Below are 23,076 nucleotides of genomic sequence, written 5' to 3'. Positions count from 1 at the left end.
AGAGCGAACGATGACAATATATAATTTATATGGCAGCGAAGGTTGTCATTTATGCGAAGAAGCTTTAGCACTGTGTTTATTAGTAATACCTAAAGCGCAATTGAACCAAATAGATATTGTTGACCAAGAAACCGTCGCTCATGAAAGTAAAACTTTAGTAGAACTGTACGGTGTACATATACCCGTATTAGAAAAACTAAACCCAGAGGGTATAGCTGCTAACCAAAAGCTATTTTGGCCATTTACTGCAGAACAAATTACCCTGCTATTAGATTGATAGATAACCGCAGTGCTCGTTGATGACAAACAAGTACTGCGGTTTAACAATAAAGAGTTGAAAACTGATGGAATTATTAAGAATAGCCAATGGCGAACTCGCTTTTGGTGAAGACAAAATTTTAAACAAAGCGGACTTAAGCGTTCAAACCGGCGAACGTATTTGTTTAGTTGGCCGTAATGGCGCGGGTAAATCAACATTAATGAAAATATTAATGGGTTTACAAAACCTAGATGATGGCCAAATATTAAAATCTAGCACGATGCAATTAGCTATGTTGGAGCAAGATCCACCGGAGTCGTCTGACTTAAGTGTATTTAGTTATGTTGCGCAAGGCGTTAGTGAAAATGCAGACCTACTGAGTCGCTATCACAAATTAATTCACTTGATTGGCGAAGACCCAAGTGAAAAGAACCTGAATAAGCTGGCAAAAGTACAAGATGAACTTGAACAAGCTGGTGCATGGCAAGACGAACAACGTATTGAACAAGCCATGAGCACGCTGTCATTAAATCCTGATGCAAAAATTAGTGACTTATCTGGTGGTTGGTTACGTAAACTAGCACTAGCTAAAGCATTAGTAACAAACCCTGATATTTTATTACTTGATGAGCCTACCAACCATTTAGACATTGAAAGCGTATTATGGCTTGAGAAGTTTTTAAAAGACTTTGGCGGTACTATTATTTTTATCAGCCATGATAGAGCGTTTATTCGTGGTTTATCTACCCGAATTTTAGATTTAGACCGTGGTAAGCTAAAAAGCTACCCTGGTGACTACGATTTATATATCGAACAAAAGCAACATGATTTACAAGTAGAAGAACAGCAAAATGCCCTATTTGATAAAAAGTTAGCTGAAGAAGAAGTTTGGATCCGTCAAGGTGTTAAAGCACGACGTACTCGTAATGAAGGACGTGTTCGTTCATTAGAGAAACTACGTCTTGAACGTACAGCTCGCCGTGATGTACGCAACCAAAGTACAATGAACATTACTCAAGGTGATCGTTCAGGTAAGCTCGTATTTGAAGCAGAAGATGTAACTGTAGCTTTTGGTGATAAAGTTATTATTGAAAACCTGAACTTACTTATTACACGTAACGACAGATTAGCTTTTATTGGTGCAAACGGCACTGGTAAGTCAACCTTAATAAAGCTTATTATGGAGAAACTCAAAGCCACTAGCGGTAAAATGCGCTCAGGAGTTAATTTAGAAATCGCTTATTTTGATCAACATCGCGAAGCGCTTGACCTAAATAAAACAGTACAAGAAATTGTAGGTGAAGGAAAACAAGAAGTAGAAGTTAACGGTAAATCTCGCCATGTACTTGGTTACCTTCAAGATTTTCTCTTTAGTCCTAAACGTGCACGTACGCCAGTTCGCGCCCTATCAGGTGGAGAAAAGAACCGTTTATTACTTGCAAGACTCTTTTTACGCCCAAGTAATTTACTTATTCTCGATGAGCCAACCAATGACTTAGACATTGAAACGTTAGAGTTATTAGAAGAAGTAGTTGCAAATTATGCAGGAACCGTTATTTTAGTTAGCCATGATCGTGATTTTGTGAATAACTGTGTAAGTAGCTGTCTTTATTTCGATGGTACAGGCCAAATTAATCAAATAGTGGGCGGCTATGACGACGTTGATAGTTATTTAGCATTAAAAGAAGAAGAACGTCAGCGCCATTTATCATCAGTTAGTAAAAAAGAAGTAACACAAAAGACAGCACCCGCAGCACAAAAAGAAGCATCGCTAGCGGTAAAGAAGAAGCTTTCTTTTAAAGAAACAAAAGAGCTGGAAGAGCTGCCAAAAATAATAGAGACCTTGGAAAATGAGGTTGCTGATTTACAAGAACAAGTCAATCAAAGCGATTTTTTTAGCCTAGATGAAAAACATACAAAAAATATATTGAACCAGCTTAGCGAAAAAGAGTCCAAACTCGACACTGCCTATTCAAGATGGCAAGCGTTAGACGAACTTTAACCCCTGCAGTCTGGGATTTATTCCTACAATAAATAAAAGAGTTAAGTAGTAGAATGAGAAAAATAGCAAAGAATATTATCGCCCTAAGCATTAGTAGTGCACTAAGTGTAAGTTTTTTAAATAGCGTCAATGCCGCCACATATCAAATTGTTGATGAAGGTGATGCTGACCAAGCAAAGTATACTTATGCTCAACAGCAAAACATTAGTGGTGATATGGCCATATCAGGCACTAGTTTATATGATTTTCCAGTGCAATTTGATTACCTTGATGACTCTGATTTTACTGCCATTCAATTATTTGCAGCAATAAATCACGTGAGTGTTCATGCTTTAAATAACCTTGAAGATATCGATGCTTTAAAAGCAGGTAATCCAACTGCGAATGACTTATCTTGGGTAATAAGATGGTTACAAGACACATCGTCAGGAAAAGGCAGTGACATCGAATACCAAAAAGTCGGCGATACCATTGCCATAACAACGGTTGGCGGTCTCCAGCAAGAATATCCGTTGTTAGACACAACTTTCGATGGAACCGAACAACTGACACGCTCAACGGTTGATATTATCGCTGGGATTACTGATAGTGGTATCTCCTATGGTAGTGCTACAGCGCCTTATTTACCGAGTGAAACCTTTACTGACGAAGAGAATACTGATCATATATATTGGCTTAGAGAGCATGGTATGAGAGGTTTCTATTCTTATAATCAAGGTAGTCAAATTCATGAAATAACTCCTCTAGAAGCAGAGTATGGCGGTGGTTTCTCTGCACTAATGGACGCAAATGAAGTAGGCGTTGCTGTAGGTTTTAGTAGTTACAAGTTAGTACCAAGTTATTCTGACTTTGTTGAAAACGAAGATGGCGGTTGTGCTGACCCAGAAGTTGTTCCTGCAGCTATGACACTAGAAGCTTGTATTGCACAAGTACAGACAGGCTCAACATCTGCTACCTACGATGCTATGGCAATTAAAGCCACCCTAAACCCTGATGGCTTACCTATTATTGAAGAGTTAGGCTTACTAGTAACGCCACATGAAGACGATGAGCGTTCTTACTCAAGTTACGCTTTAGCGCTTAATAGTAATGGCGTCGCAGTAGGGTATGCTGATGGTTTTTATGATCAAAACATAGTTACACCAACAGTAGATCAAAGAAAGTTTTATCAATATGCTGTTGCTTATAAGAATGGTAGCGTGATAGATATTAGTGGCGATCATAGTATTAGAGGTACGTCTGTTGCTTATGATATTAATGATGCAGGTACTGCGGTCGGTTATGTAACTAATAGCAGCGGTGTACGTAAGTTTTTCTATGTAGACACTAATGCGCCCGCAGAAGAAAGTAACCTAGTCACTCCTAATGACTTCTTTTCTGGCTCAGATAGCACCGCTAGAGCAATCAATAATAGTGATCTAATAGTAGGTGAAGGCGAAATTGAAACGCATAACGAAAGCACTAGCAACCCACGTAGAACTGCTGGCTTTGTTTATGACATGAACAATGATGTTTTCACTAACCTCAACTTAGCCATTCCATGTGCTTTACGCTCAACCTATAATATTATAGAAGCACAAGACATTAATGACGATGGTATTATTTCCGCAACAGCAACGATAAAAGTAGAACGTCGTGACGCTTATGGTGAAGTAATGGTTGATGATTTTGGTACACCATTAACAGAAGATGTATTACGCGCAATCACTTTAGAGCCAACACCTGACACTAGTGAAGTTTGTACATCAGAAGAAGAAGAAAAAGTAGTTCGTCAAGGCGCAAGTATAAACTTCGCTGGGCTTTTATCTCTGATGGCATTATTTAGTTTACGACGTAAATTCTTTAGTTAAACGTATATTTAACTATTTACAATGTTTACAGCGTTTATTAAATAATAACACGAGATCTTCGTGATAAGTATTAGCCCTATTGACTACTAATAGTCACTAAAAAAAGCACCTTTAGGTGCTTTTTTTATTCATACCAGTTTCATTAATTGAGTGAACAATTTTATACGTAGAAAAAATTGCCTAATACAAGGCATGTATTTAAATAACTAGTTGTTCTAATTATTAAATAAATAACGATGTAGTTGGTGATTTTAGCCAGTAGGAATGATCACATAGTTAGTGAGATTGGTATTAGTAACTAAAATCAATATCACCATGAATCAATGACTTAATTAATTATCGTAAAAAACACATCTAACAATATTGCTTTTTCACAGAACCTTAACTAAATTTGAAAGTGAAGGTAAGAGTGTTCCTATATCAATGGTAATAAAGGAGTGTGCATTTATGATGAGAAGGCAAAAACGAGACCACCAATACAGGGCTCATATAGGTAATAACCAAACAGGTATATCCTAACGTTCTTAGAACAATGCCCTTACCAATGTACTCAAGTAGAAAAGTAAAAAGTACAATATCAATGGTTCAGTGGTTGGCGTGAAGCCATAGAAATAAACAGTAAGACTTGTATAAATAATCAACTCAGTGATTTATTGTAAAGCAAGTTTTAAAAAATGTTTAAGCTCTACCAAAAAGCCCAGCATTTGCTGGGCTTACTTTTAGCTGTTAGATGTTTATTTATCTTCTTCTTTTTTAGCTAAAGGATTAACTCGACCACCTGTCGTTTTATCTGCGCGACCTTCAAGCTTTGCCTTTTCAGCCCTGCGCTTTCTAACTTCTTTAGGGTCGGCAATTAAAGGTCGATAAATTTCAATTCGATCATAATTGTCCAAAACTGTTGATAACTTAACCGCTTTATTCCAAATACCTACTTTATTTTCAGTTAAATCAATTTCAGGGAAAAATTCAATAATACCCGATTGCTCAATGGCTTCTTCAACAGTAGTTCCTTGCTTAAATGACAAAGATAACAACTTTTGTGTATGTGCAACACCGTAAACTACTTCTACTTGAATTTCTTCACTTAGGTTCTCCATGTTACGCTGCTGCTCCATAAACATCTTTAGCTCGTTGGGTAAATGCCTGTACCATATTATTAGTTAAATGATTAAATATTCGGCCAAAAGCCAAATCAAACATTTTATTAGAAAACTCATATTCAAGCTCTAAACTAACTTTACAAGCATCTTCTGACAAAGCTGTTAAAAGCCAACGGCCATATAATTTATTAAACGGACCATCAACTAATTCTAATTGCACTTGCTGATTAGAAATAAATGTATTTTTAGTTGTAAACCACTTATTTAATCCCGCTTTAGAAACCAATAAAGCAGCGGTAACTGAATTATCATCTTCCGTAATAATTTTACTATTGCTACAATCAGGTAAAAATTGAGGGTAAGCAAGCACATCATTTATTAATTGAAACATTTGTTCAACACTGTACATAACCAGTGCACTTCTACTTATGGATGGCATTCTTATTTTGACCCTTACGCTAACTTAGCGATATCATACCAAAACACACAAACAAGCGCATTATTACTTGAATATAAGCGATGAATTTTTACTAAAAAGAAATTTGTTATATCAAGTCTCTTATTTGTAGGTATAATCATCGCCGATAATAATGGAATTCAAAATGGCAAAGAAAAGTTCAAAAAACAAATCTAACAGTAACACTATCGCTTTAAATAAAAAGGCTAGGCATAACTATAACCTAACCGATAAGTTTGAAGGTGGTATGAGTTTACAAGGTTGGGAAATAAAAAGTATTCGCAGTGGTAAAGTAAACATTTCTGACTGTTATGTTCATATAAAAGACAGAGAAGCTTACTTATTAGGCGCAGAAATAATGCCGCTTAAAGAAGCCTCAACACACGTGGTATGTGATCCAAATCGTGATCGCAAGTTACTACTTAACCGCAGAGAACTTGACGTTTTAGCTGGCGCTGTTGACCGTGAAGGTTACTCAATTATAGCTACTGCTATGTATTGGCGTAAAAACTGGGTGAAACTCGAATTTTACTTAGGTAAAGGTAAAAAAGATCATGATAAGCGTGCAGATATTAAAGACAGAGAATGGGCTGTTGATAAAGGACGCATACTGAAAAACAAAAATTTGAACAAAGAATAAATAGCGATATTAAAGTAGATACCGTTAAGTTGAACAAAGACTAAGCAATCTATTCAAAATTTATCGATATTTAGCATAATTCAAATTTAGTTACGTTGTGTATCAGTGAAATGCGCTGTATACTTCGGTTATAAGCGAAGCTCATTCCCTGTAATGAACTTGTTTATAAAGTAAAAAGAGAAAAAGAAAAAACTTGGGGCTGATTCAGGATTCGACGAGATTCACGAAACCCAAGGTGCATGCCGAGGGGCGGTTGGCCTCGTAAAAAGCCGCAAAACTATAATTGCTAACGACGAAACGTTCGCACTAGCCGCTTAGGCTAGCCATCGCCTCAAAAATTCTTCTGTTGTTTAGAGGATCGATGGTCACATTAAACGGAATAGCGAGGGAAGCATGCTTAAGGCTGAACCGCGAAATAGTATTAAGCTCACCATGACGAAGCCTGTCGATTGGCGTCTAATTGGTTAAATAAATAATCGACTAAGCATGTAGTACCGAGGATGTAGGTTTTTCGGACGCGGGTTCAAATCCCGCCAGCTCCACCAATTTGATAATTAAAGCCGCTTTTTAGCGGCTTTTTTTATGACTGAAATTTAATAAATAGTCGTGATTAACCATACTTAGACCAACAAGGTTAACTAAAGCTCTACACTTACTTATAAGTTTGGGTTAAAAAAGCTTATCTTGTTCAAGTTTGAGCGACTGTCCCCGTTAATTCTTTTGTAGAAAGAAGGTATGTTGCCTCATAACAAAGTGTTAGGCTATATATTTCGACCATCGTACTCCGAGGATAAACATGACTGAAAATCAGTTAAAAAATTGAAATACTACGTGATTGCAATTACCGTATTATTCGTAGCTGGACACCTGTGGTGGGAGCATTTAAATGGTGGAATATTGAGCCATCACTTAATGCACCATTCTGATTATCCCGCAATATCAAACTGGTGGGGGCTATTAATTCTCCCATTCTTAGCGTGGCTTTCTATAGCGCGCATAGAAAAACGTACAATTTTTCAATCTGGTGACTCAACAGTAAAGGAAAAAATTTCAAGAGGAATACTCATTGGTTTTTTCGGCATGCTGATTTTAAGTTTTGTGCAGTCACTCAGCTTTAGTGTCGGCTACGAAAACGTTGCAATATACTTGTCTTTAGGCTTGCTAGTAGTCGGGTTGTTCCTCCCCATATACAGATCGGAATGTATTTTTGGTTATGTATTTGGTTCAATAATTTTTACTGGAGCAATAATTCCGCTTATAGGTATATTAATAATAGGAGCAATTTCGTTGTTTGCTCACGCATGTATAAAACCATTAGCTTTGCGATTTATTAAAGTTATTAGGGCTCAACCGCAGTAGTTTAGCCTAATAAAATTAACAAGAACACTCGCTTATAAAACAATAATTGAAAAGTCTGTATATTCCATTAAAGACTGTTCGCCAGTGGAATATGAACCGTAGGCAGCGTGAAAAAACGTGTCCGTTTTATCGGGGGAAGATCATGCACACTCGATCTATTGAATGAAATATAACGCAATAAAGCCTAATGCCTTATATTTAAAGGATAAGACCATAATGAATTAAATTTAATGCAAAAAGAAACTAATGATTTATTAAAATCAATGGGAAAGCTTGTTAATAGGTATTGTGCTTAACAGGGATACTCAGTTCAATGAGCCCTGCTTTTTCAAATTTAAATTGAACGATTATTTGCTTATCTTGGCTAAAATCAGCGGGGTTAATATTCATAAACATTAAATGATATGACATAGGTGCTAACACTAGTTCAGAATGCGCTTTAATCACACTATTTGACACATGAGTCATGGTTGCCATACCCGAAGTGATTTGTGTTCGATGCAACATAACTGCAGCCGCATCGCTATGTACACTCATTAACGTATCGTCTACTTCGCCACTATTTTTAATCACCCCGTAACCGGCAGTGCTTCGTGCCACTTCTGCTGCGTCCACAATAAAGAACTGTTCAAATACAATCTCTGGTTGGTTGTTTGCGTAGGCCGAAGAAATAAACACTGAAAGTAGCAATATTAATAAGCAATTACCTCTAGTGATTATATTATTCATTTATTAATCCTCTGATTTTACCAATAAATTCTTCTTGAGGTGTACCTGTGTATTCGATACTACGAGTAAAACCTGATTTATCAATTAAATAAATCGTTACTGTGTGGCTGTAAAGAGATGATTTATCTTCTTGAGTATTATCTTCTTGAGTATTAGTTTCGTCTGTCAGTGTTTTTTGTGTAACTCGGCGAATGTTTTTCGTGGGTACCATATTTTCTGCTGAGAGTTTTTCATACTTAGCTTGAAACAATGACACAATGTTATCTATTTGCTGTTTAGTCCCCGACAAACCAATAAATTCTGAATTAAAATGCGCCATAAACTTTTTTAAATGCTCAGGGGTATCGTATTTAGGATCCACAGTCACAAAAATAACGCTTATTTTTTTCTGTTCATCTTTCGTTAAACCTGCGTATATGCGGGATAAATAACCTAAGGTAAATGGGCAAATATCTGCACAGTTAGTATAACCAAACGTTAATAGTACCGGCTGACCTTTAAAGTCATTAAACTCTATCGGTTTTCCGTCTTGGTTAACTGCTGAAAAATTTCCTCCTATGCCACTGTATATTGGTAATTCTTCCTCGGCATGAACTGTTTGCACACCAATAAAGCTAATAAGTAATAATACTGCTAGTTTTTTTAACATAATAAATTCTGCCATGGGCCAATATCAGGAAGTAAATGTTCTTCTTTAATGAACGTTACATACCACGTATTATTTTCTTTAAGCTCATACGTAATGGTTTGATGAATTTTTGCTAACACAGGTTTCCCTTCAGCATTAACACCTTTCCAATTAATAATAAGATCTAATATAAATGTGTTGTCACGACCTTCAACGGTATTGACCTCTATACTGCGTAAGGTGTGCCGCCCCTTAGATAAATAGGTATTACGTTCTGCTAATGTGGATAAAATAGAACCCTCAATATCTTTAGTCCCCATTTTCACTGAATAAACAGCAGTATTAAACCAGTCTTTCCCTTTAATACTGTTATTTGTGTTCACGCCATCAAGATAAGCTAACCATGTATAAGCAAATTCACGCTTTTGATAATAACTATAATCAAAGGTTGGCAATGACATCGCGGTAACAGATTGCTCTTTATTTCTGGTTTTCTTATTAAGAATCGCTTGGCCTGTGGGGCCAATATGAAAAATAAAGGTTTCATCTAACTGCTTCGCTTGAATAACATCGTCCTGCAGGTAGGTTATTTGTGAGTGAACATTAAAAGCGTATTCACTCACTGCTAACTTAACTAAATCTGTTTGTGTGATTTTCACACCGGTTATCGTATTAGGATAATGAGTACGACTTTCATCCCATTTAATATCAGGTGTTACAACAAACGTTGAACCGTCATGAGGTAATAAACTTCCATACCAACCCATCAATACAGAAGCCATTGAGTTAAGTGAATAAGTGTATTCAACTTTACGCTCTACTTCTGCAGCAGTAGCAGGTGCTACTACTGCAAATGCAAAAACTAGGCTGATGAATAAAATACACTTTATTTGATTCATTAGAAAATCAATCCCTATAATTATTTAATAGGACTTGGTTTTTGAACTTGTTCCATCAAGTCATTATTCCATTCACCTTCAACAGAAACATGACCGGCAGCACCTAACATAATCGCTTCAATTAGGTTGTGGTTAACATAAGCATAAAGACCTGGTTGTTTAAAGGTATACATAGCAGCGCCTGCTTCACCACCAGCAATAGCCCATGTTTCGCGATTAGTTGTTGGAACATCATCAAATGAACCACCTGTCCAAACAAGATCACCATGACCACCAATTAAATGAATGCGTGTATCACGATTTGCTTGAGAATGAAGAAATAATACTGTTTCTCCCACTTTTGCAGTCATCGCATTCTTACCCGTTAAAGCTCCTACTTTGCCATTAAAGGTTAAATGAGTAGGCGTAAGCGTTTTCATAACTTCCATGGTATCTGCCATCCCCATTACAGGAGAGGTATAACGCTTGAACTTACCTTTTTCATCTTTAGGCACATACCAGTCTTGCTCGCCAATGTAATAAGCTTTGTCGTAAGTAACCAATTCTCCTTTATTGTCTTTCAACCCATCACGAGGAAGGATCATAATTGCACCATTCATACCCGATACAACATGATAAGGAATCATAACGCCGCCAGGAGCGCAATGATAAACAAAAACGCCCGCTTTAGTTGCTTTAAAACGAAGAACAACTTGTTCACCCGGAGCTACATTGGTTAATGCACCGCCACCTAAAGCACCTGTTGAGGCATGAAAGTCAATATTGTGAACCAAGGTATTGGTTTTAAGGTTTTTAAGTGTCAACTCAACATAGTCATCTACATGAGCAACTATCATTGGGCCAGGGTTTGAGCCTTCAAAAGTCATAGCCTGCACAAAAACATTCGGTGCAATTTCTATTTCCTTTTCAATAATGTCCATTGTCATTTGAATGACTTTAGGATTGCCTTTAGCAACCTGATCATGTTTGGGTAAAAATGGTGGTGGCACTAAAGTTTGAGTAACACGTTCCAAGCCCTCAGTTTTAGATTTAGTGCCAATATTTTCAATATCAAATACTTCACCGGCAAATGACAGTGATGAAAATGAGATGAGTGAAATAGCGAGTGTTATCCCTAAGCTTTTAAATTTTTTCATTATTTTATTGTTCCCACAATTAGCGTTATTAATAATAACGAGTATCTATGGCAAAGTATGTGTTTATATTGAATACAGCACTTTGATTTAAATCAATATGTATACACAAGTTTTAAATTTAAAAATAGTAACAGAAAAAATTCACAATGAAATATGACTAAAAAGACGATTGCAATGGATGACTGAGTTCAATAAAAGTTTATGATATCAATATATTGAACATAAACAGTACAAGAGATAAATATACTTTTAGTGAATGAAGAATAGAGGGTGATTTACTTTACGAGTATCTGACTTATTATCTGCCTTTTATGACTTTGTAACCACGTTTAGAACTATACGTTAGTTTGAATACCTGTTTAACAGGGTCATTATATTGAATATGGCTAGCAACAATTTCATAACCTGATTTTTTACAGTTTATTTCCTCCATGAACCAATTATCATCGAGCAATTCCGTGATAAGAATTTCTCCATTGATACTTAACTCGTGAACTATATGCTTAAAACCTTTTGCCTCAAGCACCAAATGATAATTGAGGTACTTACAATCAAACTTACTTGTTGAAGCCGAAGAATAAAAAGAAACGAATAATAACGTAAATAATAAAATAAGCCGTAAAATTTTCATACAAACTCCAATCCTATAAAATTTTATTAAGAAGTAATAAATGGTTGATTAAATGAATAGTACAACTACAAAAATCAACCATTTATTGTTCGTTAAAGTGACGAGTTAACTATTTAGCATTAATATGCCACTTTAGCCTTATTCTTTAGCTTATCTTTAAAAACAGGATAAAGGTTATAAGTTGGATAAAATTCAACTGTAAAGGCTTTCCAAGCACTTTGCTCTACTGCCAAGTTAACGTCTCTAAGCTTGTGTGCAGGTACTTCTAATGTAACTACCTGACCAATTCCCATCATCACATACCAGCTTACAACAGTTACGCCTTCTGGTGGGAATTTATCAAAGAATTTCTGCTCTTCTAGAATTTTTTGATACTCTTCAAAACTATTACTTTGGTCATGCTTTAAAAAAACAGTAAGGAGTATTGAGTCTTCCGGCTGTGTCTCTGTTACAGGATCTGCGATAGACATAAAACTGGTTATAAGCAGTACAAAAACTATATATAATTTAAACATAAAATTTCCCAATTGTTAGACTAATTCACACTTAGTAGCTTACGATGATGATTTATTTATAATATCCATGCATACATGCATAAGCCTTATTTCAAGTAACTTTTCTATGACGGTACTAATCCGCCATACGTTTGCCCAAGCCACTGACAAATAGCTCGTCCGTCATTAATATAAGCTCTGTTAGTCTTTTCTGATAAATTAATATGCTGTGGTCGTTCACCTTCAGAAAATATCAGTGCGGGGCTATTCTGTAAGTCTTCGCCAAGTAGTTTTACTAGGTCATGGCGTGGTCTATCGAAATCAATTAGCTTAATATCAACATGCTCACGCATTTGCGGCTGATAATCAAAATACCCCATTACCAAAGCACAGTCAGGACAGAATTGATCAGCGGCTTTGCCATAGCCTGGTTTTAGTAAAAATAGTTGTGGTTTTTTCATGTTATTCATCCCAATTTTATATAATTATTATTTTAAAATTCAAAAGATTACGACCTTAAATAAAGCGTAATTAAGGCAACTAAATCAATACTTAATAGCAAGTGAGCTTTTATTACATCAACCAGTCCATAATACAAAATTTCACTCAGGTAATACTACCACTAATTGAGGTATAAAAAAGCGGAGTGCTAACGTGATTACTCAAATAACATTGGGTAAAACGGTAATCAAAAAAAAGACTATAGATGTGCCCACAATCGCCGCCAAGGCAAAACTATAAGCACGACTCCCTCATTATATTTAAATAAAATATCGACTATTAATGAAAATCATGTCGACTTAAAACATTAGATAAATAACTAAAAAACCCCCTTACTTTAATTTTTACTTGCAAATTACATTTGCATCAAATAGTATTACGAATGAAAATCATTGTCATTTAGATTGTTAATCAAGAGTAGTAATGAATATAAAAATTAAAATATCTGTGTTAATTATCGTCTTATTTATCCCAACTATAACGAAGGCGAAGTCAGACTTAGATCTAGAAGAACATATTGTTATCACTGGAACACGTACGGCTAAGTTATTAAGTAACTCCCCTGTTTTAGTAGAGGTTATTAAAGGTGAAACCATTGCTAAAATTAGCCAAGGCACATTAGCCCAAGCGCTAAATTATATTCCCGGTGTAGTAGTGAAACGTAGTGCAAAAGATGGCTACAATATTCAAATGCAAGGATTTGATGGCGATCATGTACTGGTGCTAATTGATGGCCAAGCTATTATTAGCCCAACAGGATCATCAGCAGATTTAGACCAAGTTCCCGCAAGTAATATAGCCCAAATAGAAGTCATTCGAGGTGCTGCATCCGTTATGTATGGTAGCTCAGCAATGGGCGGAGTGATCAATATCATTACAGTAAAGTCTAATGATCCTCAAATACAAATTGACTACGATATTAGTCAATATCAGGGGAACTCTATTGAAGATGGCGATATTAATCAAACAATTAAACTTAATGCTGTAGATAACTTCTATGGTTGGCGAACACAGCTAAATGCGTTAGTTATTGATGATCAAGGCTTTGATTATGACAGTGATACCATTAGCCAAGATGCTGCCAGTGTTGAGAAAAAATTTATTACCTTAGGTGCTAGCAAAGCTCACGAAAAAATTGCAACTAGCATAAAATACCAATGGTTGAGTGATAAAAAACAACGAGATACATCCTCTATTCCAGGACAAAGTCAGGTGATTTTCTACCAAACAGATGTTGATCAACAACAGGTAGAGCTTGGTTTAAAGAGTACTAATCAACTTAAACAACCTTGGCAGTTAAATGCTAGGTACATTAACCATCAAGAAACTAGTGGCCAATCAAACGGTTTACGTGACACAAGTATTATACTTTCAGAAATCAATGGTCAAAAAGTTTTTCAACTAAACAATATTGAATTGGTTGCTGGCGGTGTGGTGCATGCTGATCAGCTTGACCAAAATAAACATGCCGATAATTTGATTGAAATAGACAACGAAAAGCGTGAAAGCGTTGAAGCTTTTTTTCAAGGGAATTGGGTTAAATCTGATTACCAAGTATTAGCAGGTATGCGTGGCCAATATGATTCAGACTTTGGTTGGCATAATGCACTTCGTCTTAGCACCATGAAAAACTTCACTTTTGGTGAAGACAAATTACAGTGGCGCGCCGGCATAGGGCAAAGTTATCGCGTGCCTAATTTAAAAGAACGTTTTTACGTATTTGACCATAGCGCTTTAGGTTATATGGTTTTAGGTAATAAAGAGCTTGCTCCAGAAACTGCTGAATCAATCAGTTCAAGCTTAACCTTTACCAGTAGCCTAGCTAATAACGCTGTTGACTTACGCAGCGACATTAGTGTGCATTACTCAAACACTGACGACTTAATAGATTCAATTATTGACGTAGAAAAGTCAGCCGAAAGTGGTTTATCTATTTATCAATACCAAAACATTAGTAAAGCAAAAATACACGGCGTTGATATCAGTACCGAATTAACCTTTCAACATTTTAAAACACAGCTTAATTACAGTTACTTAAGTAGTGAAGATGAGAACAATGAACGCTTGCTTTCTCGTCCACGCCATCAAATAAAATTTAATATGAATTACGACATTGAATCATACGGTATCGAGTTAATAACCTATGCCGTTTATCAAGCCGGTGAAAAGGTATCAGACAGCTTTCAGGGTATTGAAAACAATGAATACCTCACAATTAATGCCGTATTAAACCAAGTATTAACCGATAAATTATCATGGCGTATAAGCGTTGATAATATTTTGGATGAACACAAAAGTGGCTCAGCAAATAGCCAAAACTTATTTGATGCAAGACCTGTTAGTAGCCGCACCGTTAGTGCCGGCATTAGCTACCAATTTTAAAATAATATAGGAAAAAACATGAAACTAATATCAAACCTCAACACTACCTTTAAATTATCAAGTATCGCACTATGCGTGTTATTAACCGCGTGTGGTGGTAGCTCAAGTAATGACTCTACGCCAGAGGTAACGCCTGATCCTGTGCCAACACCAACAGCGCCAACTCAAGGTGACATTAGTGGGCCACACAGCACAGGTAGTGTTAGTGAACCAGCTTTTGTTTACTATGACTTAGACAATAAAGTCGTGGTTGATCTAACCGCAGAGCAAGCTGAAACAGACACCACATGGGATATAGCCTTTAAACGCAGTGGTGTTTATTTAAACCAAAACAGTGACAATACTGTTAAGTCTTACTCAACAGGTAACAATAGTGAGTTTTTCGACACTGACAGTAATCCAATTGCAGAAAGCTTTATTGCAGCAACAGCAGAGACAGAATTAGACGATTACTTAGCCGTTACTACAAACGACATACCAGCAGATGAAACATTATTTGTTGGAGATGTAACCTCAAATATTATCGACGGTTTCTACAATTACGATTCAGCAACGCATGTTGTTACCGCCGCTGAAACTAATTATTTTATTGTTAACTCAGATGATGCTTTTACGAAATTTAGCACCACAAATATTACCACAGCTGGCGTAGCAATTAGCCAAGTAACCTTAACAACAGCATATCAAGGTAGCGGTGATGCTGAATTTGGCGCAGAGCAAGAGCTTGTTATTGACACAGCGTTAACTTGTTCAGGTGATGTTACCCATGTTTATGTTGATTTTGATACCAACCAAGAAGTAACTAGCGCCGATGGTTGGGATATTAATTTTCCTTGTGTAGAAGATAAAACCGGTGCTGACTTTAGCATTAATATCGCTGATGATGCCCAAGCAATACAAGATTTCGACAATGGCTATGATGCTGTTGACCCTGATTCAGTTGGTTATTACGGCTTTAAAGAGAATAGTTATAGTGTTAAAGCTTTTGATAATACGCCTTGGTATCAATATGCATTAAATGGCGGACACTTACTATGGTCACAATTTGATATTTACTTAATCAAAACCCCTACCAAAACCCATAAGTTACAACTAACAAGCTATTACGATGAAGAAGGCACTTCTGGCAATATCAGCTTTAGAGCAGATGAAGTAACTGAAATTGCAGGCGAAGCTGCTGAGTAAAACGAAAGCTTAGTAACGTGTAGCAAAATTCAGCCTCAAAGCTACAACGCATAATTCAAACTTAAGTGGCCTTTATTTTTTGTCACTTGGGTTTGAATGCTAATTTTAGTTTTAGCGAAAATATTCCACATAACCCAAAATAATTTCTAGGAAAACTTATGATCGTCCTGATCGAACAAACCATGTACCAACTGTCAGACTTTTTTATGGCACCCGTACTATGTCTTATAGCATTGCTTTTTATTTATTCATTATTTGCCTCAGGTCAATTTTTCAGCCAAACCATCCAGCGCCGTCGTCATTATAAATCTTTCATAACACTTTTAAATGGCAAGTTAGGACATAAACAAACGCTGACATTAAATGGTTACCCAATGGCAACGTTAGCGAATGAAATACCCGACATAAGTAAAGATCAACTTGATGTAGCGGCATTAAAAGAGCTTGAAGGTGTGCGTAATGTTAGTCGCCTTGCACCAATGCTAGGATTAATCGCCACTATGATCCCAATGGGACCTGCATTAAAAAGCTTAGCAGATGGCAATATACAAGGTATTAGCGAAAATTTAATTGTTGCATTCTCTGCCGTTATTTTTGGCTTAATTATCGCTTCAATCACCTTCTGGATCGCCTCAGTGAAAAAACGCTGGATGGTAGAAGAGCTGGTCGCACTTATGCCCTTAATAGACGATAGAATTCAAGCAAACAAAGAAGAGATATCAACTTTATCACCAGAAGCAGAGGAGAAACAACATGAGGCTGCTTGATGAAGATGAAGGCATTAATCCAGCCTTATCAGTGGTTAACTTAGTTGATGTTTTTTTAGTGCTTGTTGCTGCTTTATTAATTGCTATAGCACAAAACCCACTAAACCCTTTTCTTGCTGAAGATGTCACCGTTATTAAAAATGCAGGTAAAGAGAATATGGAAATTATTGTTAAAAAAGGCAATGTTATCGAAAGCTTTAAAAGTGACGGTAAAACAGGGTCTGGCACCGGTAAAAAAACAGGTACTGCTTATGAAATGGCAGACGGCAACATCATTTACGTAAAAGAATAGCGATATTATTTAATGAAAAATCCTCTATTAAAACTTTCCATCATATTGTTTAGCCTTGTTAATATTATTAATAATGCTTATGCAGAAGTAACCGATAGCGATATACAACCTACGCTAAATAAACAAACACAGCGTATATTATTTTTAAGTACTGCCCATGCGAATACCGCAAAAATATCATTATTAAAAAAAGTAGTTAAAGAAAGAATTGATTCAAATTGGCATATTGAACAAAAATCAGCAGCATCATTATCAAACAGCATAAACAAAACAAATGCCTTAAGTACGCTGTTCAATCAATACGACTTAGTAATTCTTGATGCAGTATCCGCTAGAGAAGCGAGCGCAACGTTTGATAATTATGCAAGCGAAGTAACAAAAGCAAATACTGCTATTGTCGCTTTTAGTTACTTAGAAAACCCCAGTTTAAATAAAGGCTTAACGAGTAAAGCACAAACCGATTTACAAAACTATTGGAAGAATGCAGGACGACGTAATTTAGATAATATGTTGTCTTATATTACAGTGAACATCATAAAAAATAACAGCACTAGCGCAGAAGTATTAGCAGCAGATTCAGTACCCGCCCCTATAATTTTCCCACAACAAGGTATTTACCACCCTGCTCTACCAGATTTAATTATTAACGATTTAGTAGAATATAAAAAACGCCGCCCAGTAAAACCTCAACAAGCTAAAATAGCAATATTATTACAACGTGCATTAATCGAATCAGAGCAAACACAATTAATTGATGCCACCATTGCACAATTAGAAGCGAAAGGCGCTTACGTTGTCCCCTTCTTTTTTAAGCTGAGTCCTGTTACGTCGGATTATAGTCACTTATTACAAGTCCCCAGTGAAGATAATGAAAACAAGGGGCAAAACCTAACAATGGAAACCGATGTTGATTTAATTATTAACTTTCGGAATATTCATTGGGCTAACAAACGTAAAGTAGAATTTGAACAATTTAACGTACCTGTTATGCATGCGATGACCTACTACTCAGGTGATAAAGAAGCATGGGAAAATGATATGCAAGGCGTCAGCGCTAATATGATGTCGTTTACCTTGGTTTTACCTGAAAATGCCGGGGTTGTTGATCCAATGATCGTTGCTGCCAGAAACATGAGTGATCAAAGCACCGAAATCATTGACTATCAATTAGAGCATTTAATCAATAAAGCGATCAATGTCGTTAATCTAAAATATAAAGCAAACCAAGACAAAAAACTCACTATGTTTGTGTGGGGCGATAAAGATGTTGGCGCTTCATTTATGAATATTCCAGACAGTATCGAAGCTATTAGCCAGCGTTTAGCTCATGATGGTTATAAAACAGCAGAGCGTGATGCCGACTATTTTGAAAATAACGTGAAAAAAATATTAGACCCCTTCTATCGTGATTATCAGTTAACTGAATTATTAGATAATGACTTGGCAGAGTTAATGCCTATTGATAAATACTTAGCTTGGTTCAATACCTTACCAACTGAATTAACTAAAGAGATCAATGAACATTGGGGCGAGCCCAAAGACAACTTTATGGCCGTAAATAAAAACGGTAAAGACTTCTTTGTACTGCCTCGTATTCGTAATGGTAACATGTTAATTATGCGACAACCGCCACGCTCTGATATTAAAAATGATGAAAACATGATTTACCATCAAGGCGTAGTTCCGATAAATCACTTCTATCTGGCTGCTTATTATTACGCTCGAGAGTATTGGCAATCAGACGCGATTATTCATTTAGGTACTCACGGTTCACAAGAATATTTAGGTGGTAAAGAGCGCGGTTTGTCTATTTATGATCAAGGTAATTTAGCAGTTTGGGATACGCCTGTTGTTTACCCTTTTATCGTTGATGATGTTGGTGAGGCCATGCAAACCAAGCGTCGTGGACGTGCAACTGTCATTTCACATATGACACCGCCCTTTGCTGCAGCAGGTTTAGAAGGTGAAATACGTAATTTACATGAATTAATGCACCAATATAAACAGTTAGATCAAGGTGGTGTAAAACAAAAAACAGCTAAACAGCTTACTGAGTTATGTTTTGACACTAACATCTGTAAAGATTTAGGTTGGCAAGAAACAGAAATAGCACAAAAGTTTAATGAATTTATTGATGCGCTACATATTCACTTAGAAGCATTAGCAACAGCTAATCAACCATTAGGTTTACATACCTTTGGTTATATTCCTGAAGAGCCACTAACAATATCAACCTTGATACAAATGTTAGGCACTGAGTTTACTCGTCGTGCTAGTGAGTTTGAACATAAATACTACGCGAACAATTTAACCGGTGAACATCAAGAAAGTGATTACCAGCAAGATGCTCAGGATGAGAATATAGTTCATAGTCATACTTACCATGAAAAAAATCATGCCGATGATAATAAAATATCACCCGAAAGTGTGACCTCTGATTCTGAGAGTTTACCGCAAGAAAACGACATCACACGTTTATCAGGGTATTTAACCGTAAAAAACTATATTATTGATGCTGCTGATCAATCTGCCTTACGCCCATTAGCATTCACCGATATACCTGAGTCTTTACAAGCTGATTTAGAGCGCGGTAAAAAACTCTATAAAAGCATTATCAATATTCATGAACTTGATGCCATGGTCGACTTCCTTAGCGCTAAATATATTCCGGTAAAATCAGGTGGTGATCCTATTCGTCATCCGGAATCACTATCAACAGGCTACAACTTATTTGGTTTTAATCCCTCTCGTGTTCCTACCAAAGCAGCTTTCGAGCAAGGTAAAGAGCTAGTCGAGCAAATGATTGCCAACTACTATCAAAAGCATAACGTTTATCCAGACAAAATGGCTTTTTCACTTTGGTCTATTGAAACAATGCGACATTATGGTGTGCTTGAATCACAAGTATTATATGCCATGGGTGTTAAACCAAAATGGAGCGAAAGTGGACGAGTAATAGGCACAGAAGTAATTCCTTACAGTGAATTAAAACGCCCACGTATTGATGTTGTTCTATCGGCTACAGGTCTTTATCGTGATGCATTCCCAAATGTTATGCAAATGCTGGCAAAAGCAGTTAATCAAGTAGCTGAACTAAAAGAAGACAATAATAGTATTTGGACCAATAGCCAAAAAGTTAAAGCTGATTTAATTGCCGAAGGCGTCGATGAAAAAGAAGCCGAGTATTTATCAACAATTCGAATATTCTCAAACCAGTCAGGCGATTATGGTACAGGTGTGGATGATGCCATATGGTCTAGTGATACGTGGGAAACAGATAAGAAAATATCTGATAACTATTTAGGGAAAATGGGATACTTTTTTGGCGCAGACAATACCCGCTGGGGACAAAAAGCAGTAGATAAACAAGATAACGAAGTGCAACTTTATGCTAAACAACTTTCGGGTACGGATATCGCGCTTTTCGCTCGTTCATCAAATTTATTTGGTATGTTAAGTACTGATGATCCTTTTGAATACTTTGGCTCACTCAGTTTAGCTGTGCGTAATATTGATGGTAAAAGCCCTGATATGGTAGTAGCAAACCTTCGTGATGCTAAAAATGCTAAAGCCGAAGATGCTGCGTTATTTCTTGCAAAAGAGCTACGTACTAGAATGTTCCATCCGCGTTGGATAAAAGAGTTACAAAAAGAAGGTTATTCAGGTGCTGTATCATTAGCAGCTAAAATGGATAATTTCTTTGGTTGGCAAGTCGTAGATCCTAATTTGATAAGAAATGATCAGTGGGATGAATACATGGATATTTATATTGATGATAAACTCAATTTAGCATTAGATGAATGGTTTAAAGACATCAATCCTGCAGCCTTTGCGCGTATGATGGAAAGAATGCTTGAAGCAGAGCGTAAAGATTACTGGCAAGCAGATCCTGCACGTTTAAAACAACTTATTGAACAATATATTGAAGTAGTTAATAAAAATGATTTAGTCATTCTTAACGATGCTGTGAAAGAACATGTCAACGAACTTGCGCAAGGTTTTGGCTTAGCGCCATTAGCAGCTAAAACAATGGAAGCAATGGCGGCCAATGCGAAAGCACAGCAAGAGAGTAATAACCAACAACTTGCTGAACAGCAAAAGCAGTCGGAAAACGCTGAGCAACAAGTGGAAGGTCAAAAGCTAGATAAGCAAACAGCACAAACAATAGAGCCTGATGACTTTATTTACTTTACCTTAGTAATAACTTTCATCATAATAGCTTTGGGTGCACTGTGGCAAAGTAAAAAAAGAACACTAAATAAACAGCAAATATACTTGTTATCAACCAATAATAAGAAAAAATAAAGACCCTGTAACAATATCTGTGTAAGTACCATTTTTAAATATAGTCTGAAATACGGTCTTCGAATTCAATCATAAAACGATTCAAGGCCGATTTCCAATTCCTTATTGGCATAGTCCATTTTTTCGATGCTTGAGTAATGGCTAAGTAAATAACTTTCTTAGCTGAGTCATCGTTGGGAAATACCTTTCTGTTTTTAACCGCTTTGCGTATAACGCTGTTTAACGATTCTATCGCATTCGTTGTGTATATAGCCTTGCGGATATCATTCGGGTAAATGAATAAGGTATTGAGATTATCCCAATGACGTCGCCAGGAAGCTGATATGCTTGGGTATTTATCGTCCCAGCGTGCTGAGAATGCATCTAATGCCTTCAGTGCTTGCTCTTCGTTTATGGCTTGGTAAATCGTTTTTAGGTCTTTGGTTACCGCTTTATAATCAGTATAAGGCACAAATTTCAGCGAATTCCTTACCATATGTACAATACATAACTGTATTTGAGTATTTTCAAAGGCGGTATTAATGGCATCAGGAAAGCCTTTTAAACCATCAACACAGGCAATAAGGATATCTTGAACGCCTCGGTTTTTGAGCTCGGTCAACACATTAAGCCAGAATTTAGCCCCTTCATTTTCAGAGAACCACATACCCAGTAAGTCCTTTTGCCCTGTGACATCAACGCCTAGCGCTAAATAAACCGCTTTGTTGATAACCTTATTATCTTCTCTGATTTTTAGACGGATACAGTCCATATAAACGATAGGATAAACAGGCTCTAACGGCCTTGTTTGCCATTCATCGACTTTTTCAATTACCGCATTGGTCACACGAGAAATTAAGGTGGGAGAGACTTCTGCGCCATAAAATTCATCAAACGAGTCGACGATATCGCGCGTCGTCATACCTTTGCCGTAAAGGTATAAAATCTTGTCGTCCATAGAGGTGAATCGTGTTTGATTTTTCTTTACGAGGATTGGCTCAAAACTACCATCACGGTCACGTGGTGTATTTAGCTCAAACTCTCCGTCTTCGGTTTTAACTTTTTTAGCGCTAAAACCGTTACGGTTGTTGGGCGTACTCGTTTTTTCATGTTTAGCGTAACCAAGGTGGTCGTCTAATTCAGCATTTAATGCCGCTTCAACAGTAACCTTGGTTAGCATAGCTCTGAATTTATCTAAATCTTCGCCTGTTTTAATACTTTTTGCGGCTTCTTTTGCAAAAGCTTCAAGTTCTTTCTGGTTCATGTGTTTTACCTTTCTTTGATACCACTAGGGTAACTGATGAAAAGTACTTACACAAAATCTGTTACAGGCTCAAAATAAACGCTTATTTATCTCTGTAGTTAGACAGATTACACTGTTAAGTAATCAGCCTAACTACAAAATTTTGCACTGATATAAAAACTCCACAGCTATAATTTTCAATTAGAACGATTACAATCTTATTTTTAAGAGATAACTA

Annotated in this window: 20 protein-coding genes and 1 other RNA gene; 11 read left to right on the top strand and 10 right to left on the bottom strand. The window is 36.6% G+C overall.

All coding sequences use genetic code 11. The annotated features are described in order from the left end of the window. Positions 1-10: 10 nt before the first annotated feature. From GQS55_RS06635 to GQS55_RS06625, 3 genes are all read left to right on the top strand, one after another. Entirely contained in the window at positions 11-277 is a 267-nt protein-coding gene (locus GQS55_RS06635) for a glutaredoxin family protein (RefSeq protein ID WP_159819096.1), read from the top strand. A 67-nt stretch (positions 278-344) separates the two neighbouring features. After that, positions 345-2,261, top strand: coding sequence for an ATP-binding cassette ATPase Uup (gene uup, locus GQS55_RS06630; protein WP_159819094.1), 1,917 nt, complete (start codon positions 345-347; stop codon positions 2,259-2,261). A gap of 53 nt (positions 2,262-2,314) precedes the next feature. Then, positions 2,315-4,111, top strand: a complete 1,797-nt coding sequence (locus GQS55_RS06625; RefSeq protein ID WP_159819092.1) for a DUF3466 family protein — start codon at positions 2,315-2,317, stop codon at positions 4,109-4,111. 734 nt (positions 4,112-4,845) lie between these two features. Here the strand turns inward: GQS55_RS06625 and GQS55_RS06620 are convergent. Together GQS55_RS06620 and GQS55_RS06615 are read right to left on the bottom strand one after the other, a co-directional pair. Then, positions 4,846-5,208, bottom strand: coding sequence for an RnfH family protein (locus tag GQS55_RS06620; protein ID WP_159819090.1), 363 nt, complete (start codon positions 5,206-5,208; stop codon positions 4,846-4,848). A 1-nt stretch (position 5,209) separates the two neighbouring features. Then, on the bottom strand, positions 5,210-5,650 hold the full coding sequence (locus GQS55_RS06615) for an SRPBCC family protein (protein WP_159819088.1): 441 nt from the start codon (positions 5,648-5,650) through the stop codon (positions 5,210-5,212). 163 nt (positions 5,651-5,813) lie between these two features. Here GQS55_RS06615 and smpB point away from each other — a divergent pair, with 163 nt between their 5' ends. The 3 genes from smpB (at position 5,814) to GQS55_RS06600 (ending at position 7,667) form a co-directional block, all read left to right on the top strand. Beyond that, positions 5,814-6,308: an SsrA-binding protein SmpB gene (gene smpB / locus GQS55_RS06610; RefSeq protein WP_159819086.1), complete on the top strand. Its 495-nt coding sequence runs from the start codon at positions 5,814-5,816 to the stop codon at positions 6,306-6,308. 195 nt (positions 6,309-6,503) lie between these two features. Beyond that, positions 6,504-6,853, top strand: a transfer-messenger RNA (tmRNA) gene (gene ssrA / locus GQS55_RS06605). Positions 6,854-7,139: 286 nt separating this feature from the next. Further along, complete coding sequence (locus GQS55_RS06600) at positions 7,140-7,667, top strand: hypothetical protein (RefSeq protein WP_236559784.1); 528 nt, start codon at positions 7,140-7,142, stop codon at positions 7,665-7,667. Between the two features lie 276 nt (positions 7,668-7,943). Here GQS55_RS06600 and GQS55_RS06595 read toward each other — a convergent pair whose 3' ends face one another. The 7 genes from GQS55_RS06595 to GQS55_RS06565 form a co-directional block, all read right to left on the bottom strand. After that, positions 7,944-8,396, bottom strand: a complete 453-nt coding sequence (locus GQS55_RS06595) for a copper chaperone PCu(A)C (RefSeq protein WP_159819082.1) — start codon at positions 8,394-8,396, stop codon at positions 7,944-7,946. Beyond that, positions 8,389-9,045 carry an SCO family protein gene (locus tag GQS55_RS06590; protein ID WP_159819080.1) on the bottom strand — a complete coding sequence of 219 codons (657 nt, stop codon included), beginning with the start codon at positions 9,043-9,045 and terminating at the stop codon, positions 8,389-8,391. Before GQS55_RS06590 ends, GQS55_RS06595 begins: the two co-directional genes overlap by 8 nt. Beyond that, a complete protein-coding gene (locus GQS55_RS06585) occupies positions 9,039-9,923 on the bottom strand; it encodes a hypothetical protein (RefSeq protein WP_159819078.1) in 885 nt (294 codons plus the stop codon). The genes GQS55_RS06590 and GQS55_RS06585 overlap by 7 nt, the downstream gene beginning before the upstream one ends. 20 nt (positions 9,924-9,943) lie before the next feature. Then, on the bottom strand, positions 9,944-11,059 hold the full coding sequence (gene nirK, locus GQS55_RS06580; protein ID WP_159819076.1) for a copper-containing nitrite reductase: 1,116 nt from the start codon (positions 11,057-11,059) through the stop codon (positions 9,944-9,946). 298 nt (positions 11,060-11,357) lie between these two features. After that, entirely contained in the window at positions 11,358-11,690 is a 333-nt protein-coding gene (locus GQS55_RS06575; RefSeq protein ID WP_159819074.1) for a hypothetical protein, read from the bottom strand. A 119-nt stretch (positions 11,691-11,809) separates the two neighbouring features. Beyond that, positions 11,810-12,205 (bottom strand): hypothetical protein, encoded by a 396-nt coding sequence (locus GQS55_RS06570; RefSeq protein ID WP_236559783.1) that lies wholly within the window; start codon positions 12,203-12,205, stop codon positions 11,810-11,812. A gap of 104 nt (positions 12,206-12,309) precedes the next feature. After that, complete coding sequence (locus GQS55_RS06565) at positions 12,310-12,645, bottom strand: DUF3088 family protein (protein WP_159819072.1); 336 nt, start codon at positions 12,643-12,645, stop codon at positions 12,310-12,312. 463 nt (positions 12,646-13,108) lie between these two features. Here GQS55_RS06565 and GQS55_RS06560 point away from each other — a divergent pair, with 463 nt between their 5' ends. The 5 genes from GQS55_RS06560 (at position 13,109) to GQS55_RS06540 (ending at position 21,616) form a co-directional block, all read left to right on the top strand. Next, on the top strand, positions 13,109-15,067 hold the full coding sequence (locus GQS55_RS06560) for a TonB-dependent receptor plug domain-containing protein (protein ID WP_159819070.1): 1,959 nt from the start codon (positions 13,109-13,111) through the stop codon (positions 15,065-15,067). Positions 15,068-15,085: 18 nt separating this feature from the next. After that, on the top strand, positions 15,086-16,252 hold the full coding sequence (locus GQS55_RS06555; RefSeq protein ID WP_159819068.1) for an HmuY family protein: 1,167 nt from the start codon (positions 15,086-15,088) through the stop codon (positions 16,250-16,252). A gap of 158 nt (positions 16,253-16,410) precedes the next feature. Next, positions 16,411-17,019 carry a MotA/TolQ/ExbB proton channel family protein gene (locus GQS55_RS06550; RefSeq protein WP_159819066.1) on the top strand — a complete coding sequence of 203 codons (609 nt, stop codon included), beginning with the start codon at positions 16,411-16,413 and terminating at the stop codon, positions 17,017-17,019. After that, positions 17,006-17,311, top strand: a complete 306-nt coding sequence (locus GQS55_RS06545; protein WP_159819064.1) for a DUF2149 domain-containing protein — start codon at positions 17,006-17,008, stop codon at positions 17,309-17,311. The genes GQS55_RS06550 and GQS55_RS06545 overlap by 14 nt, the downstream gene beginning before the upstream one ends. A gap of 12 nt (positions 17,312-17,323) precedes the next feature. Then, a complete protein-coding gene (locus tag GQS55_RS06540; RefSeq protein WP_159819062.1) occupies positions 17,324-21,616 on the top strand; it encodes a cobaltochelatase subunit CobN in 4,293 nt (1,430 codons plus the stop codon). A gap of 34 nt (positions 21,617-21,650) precedes the next feature. Here the strand turns inward: GQS55_RS06540 and GQS55_RS06535 are convergent, their stop codons facing one another. Next, positions 21,651-22,859 carry an IS256 family transposase gene (locus tag GQS55_RS06535; protein ID WP_159819060.1) on the bottom strand — a complete coding sequence of 403 codons (1,209 nt, stop codon included), beginning with the start codon at positions 22,857-22,859 and terminating at the stop codon, positions 21,651-21,653. Between the last annotated feature and the right edge of the window lie 217 nt (positions 22,860-23,076).

Source organism: Colwellia sp. 20A7 (assembly GCF_009832865.1).
Lineage (GTDB): Bacteria > Pseudomonadota > Gammaproteobacteria > Enterobacterales > Alteromonadaceae > Colwellia.
Note: the sequence above shows the minus strand (reverse complement) of the source record. Positions and strands in the feature narration are given on the sequence as shown.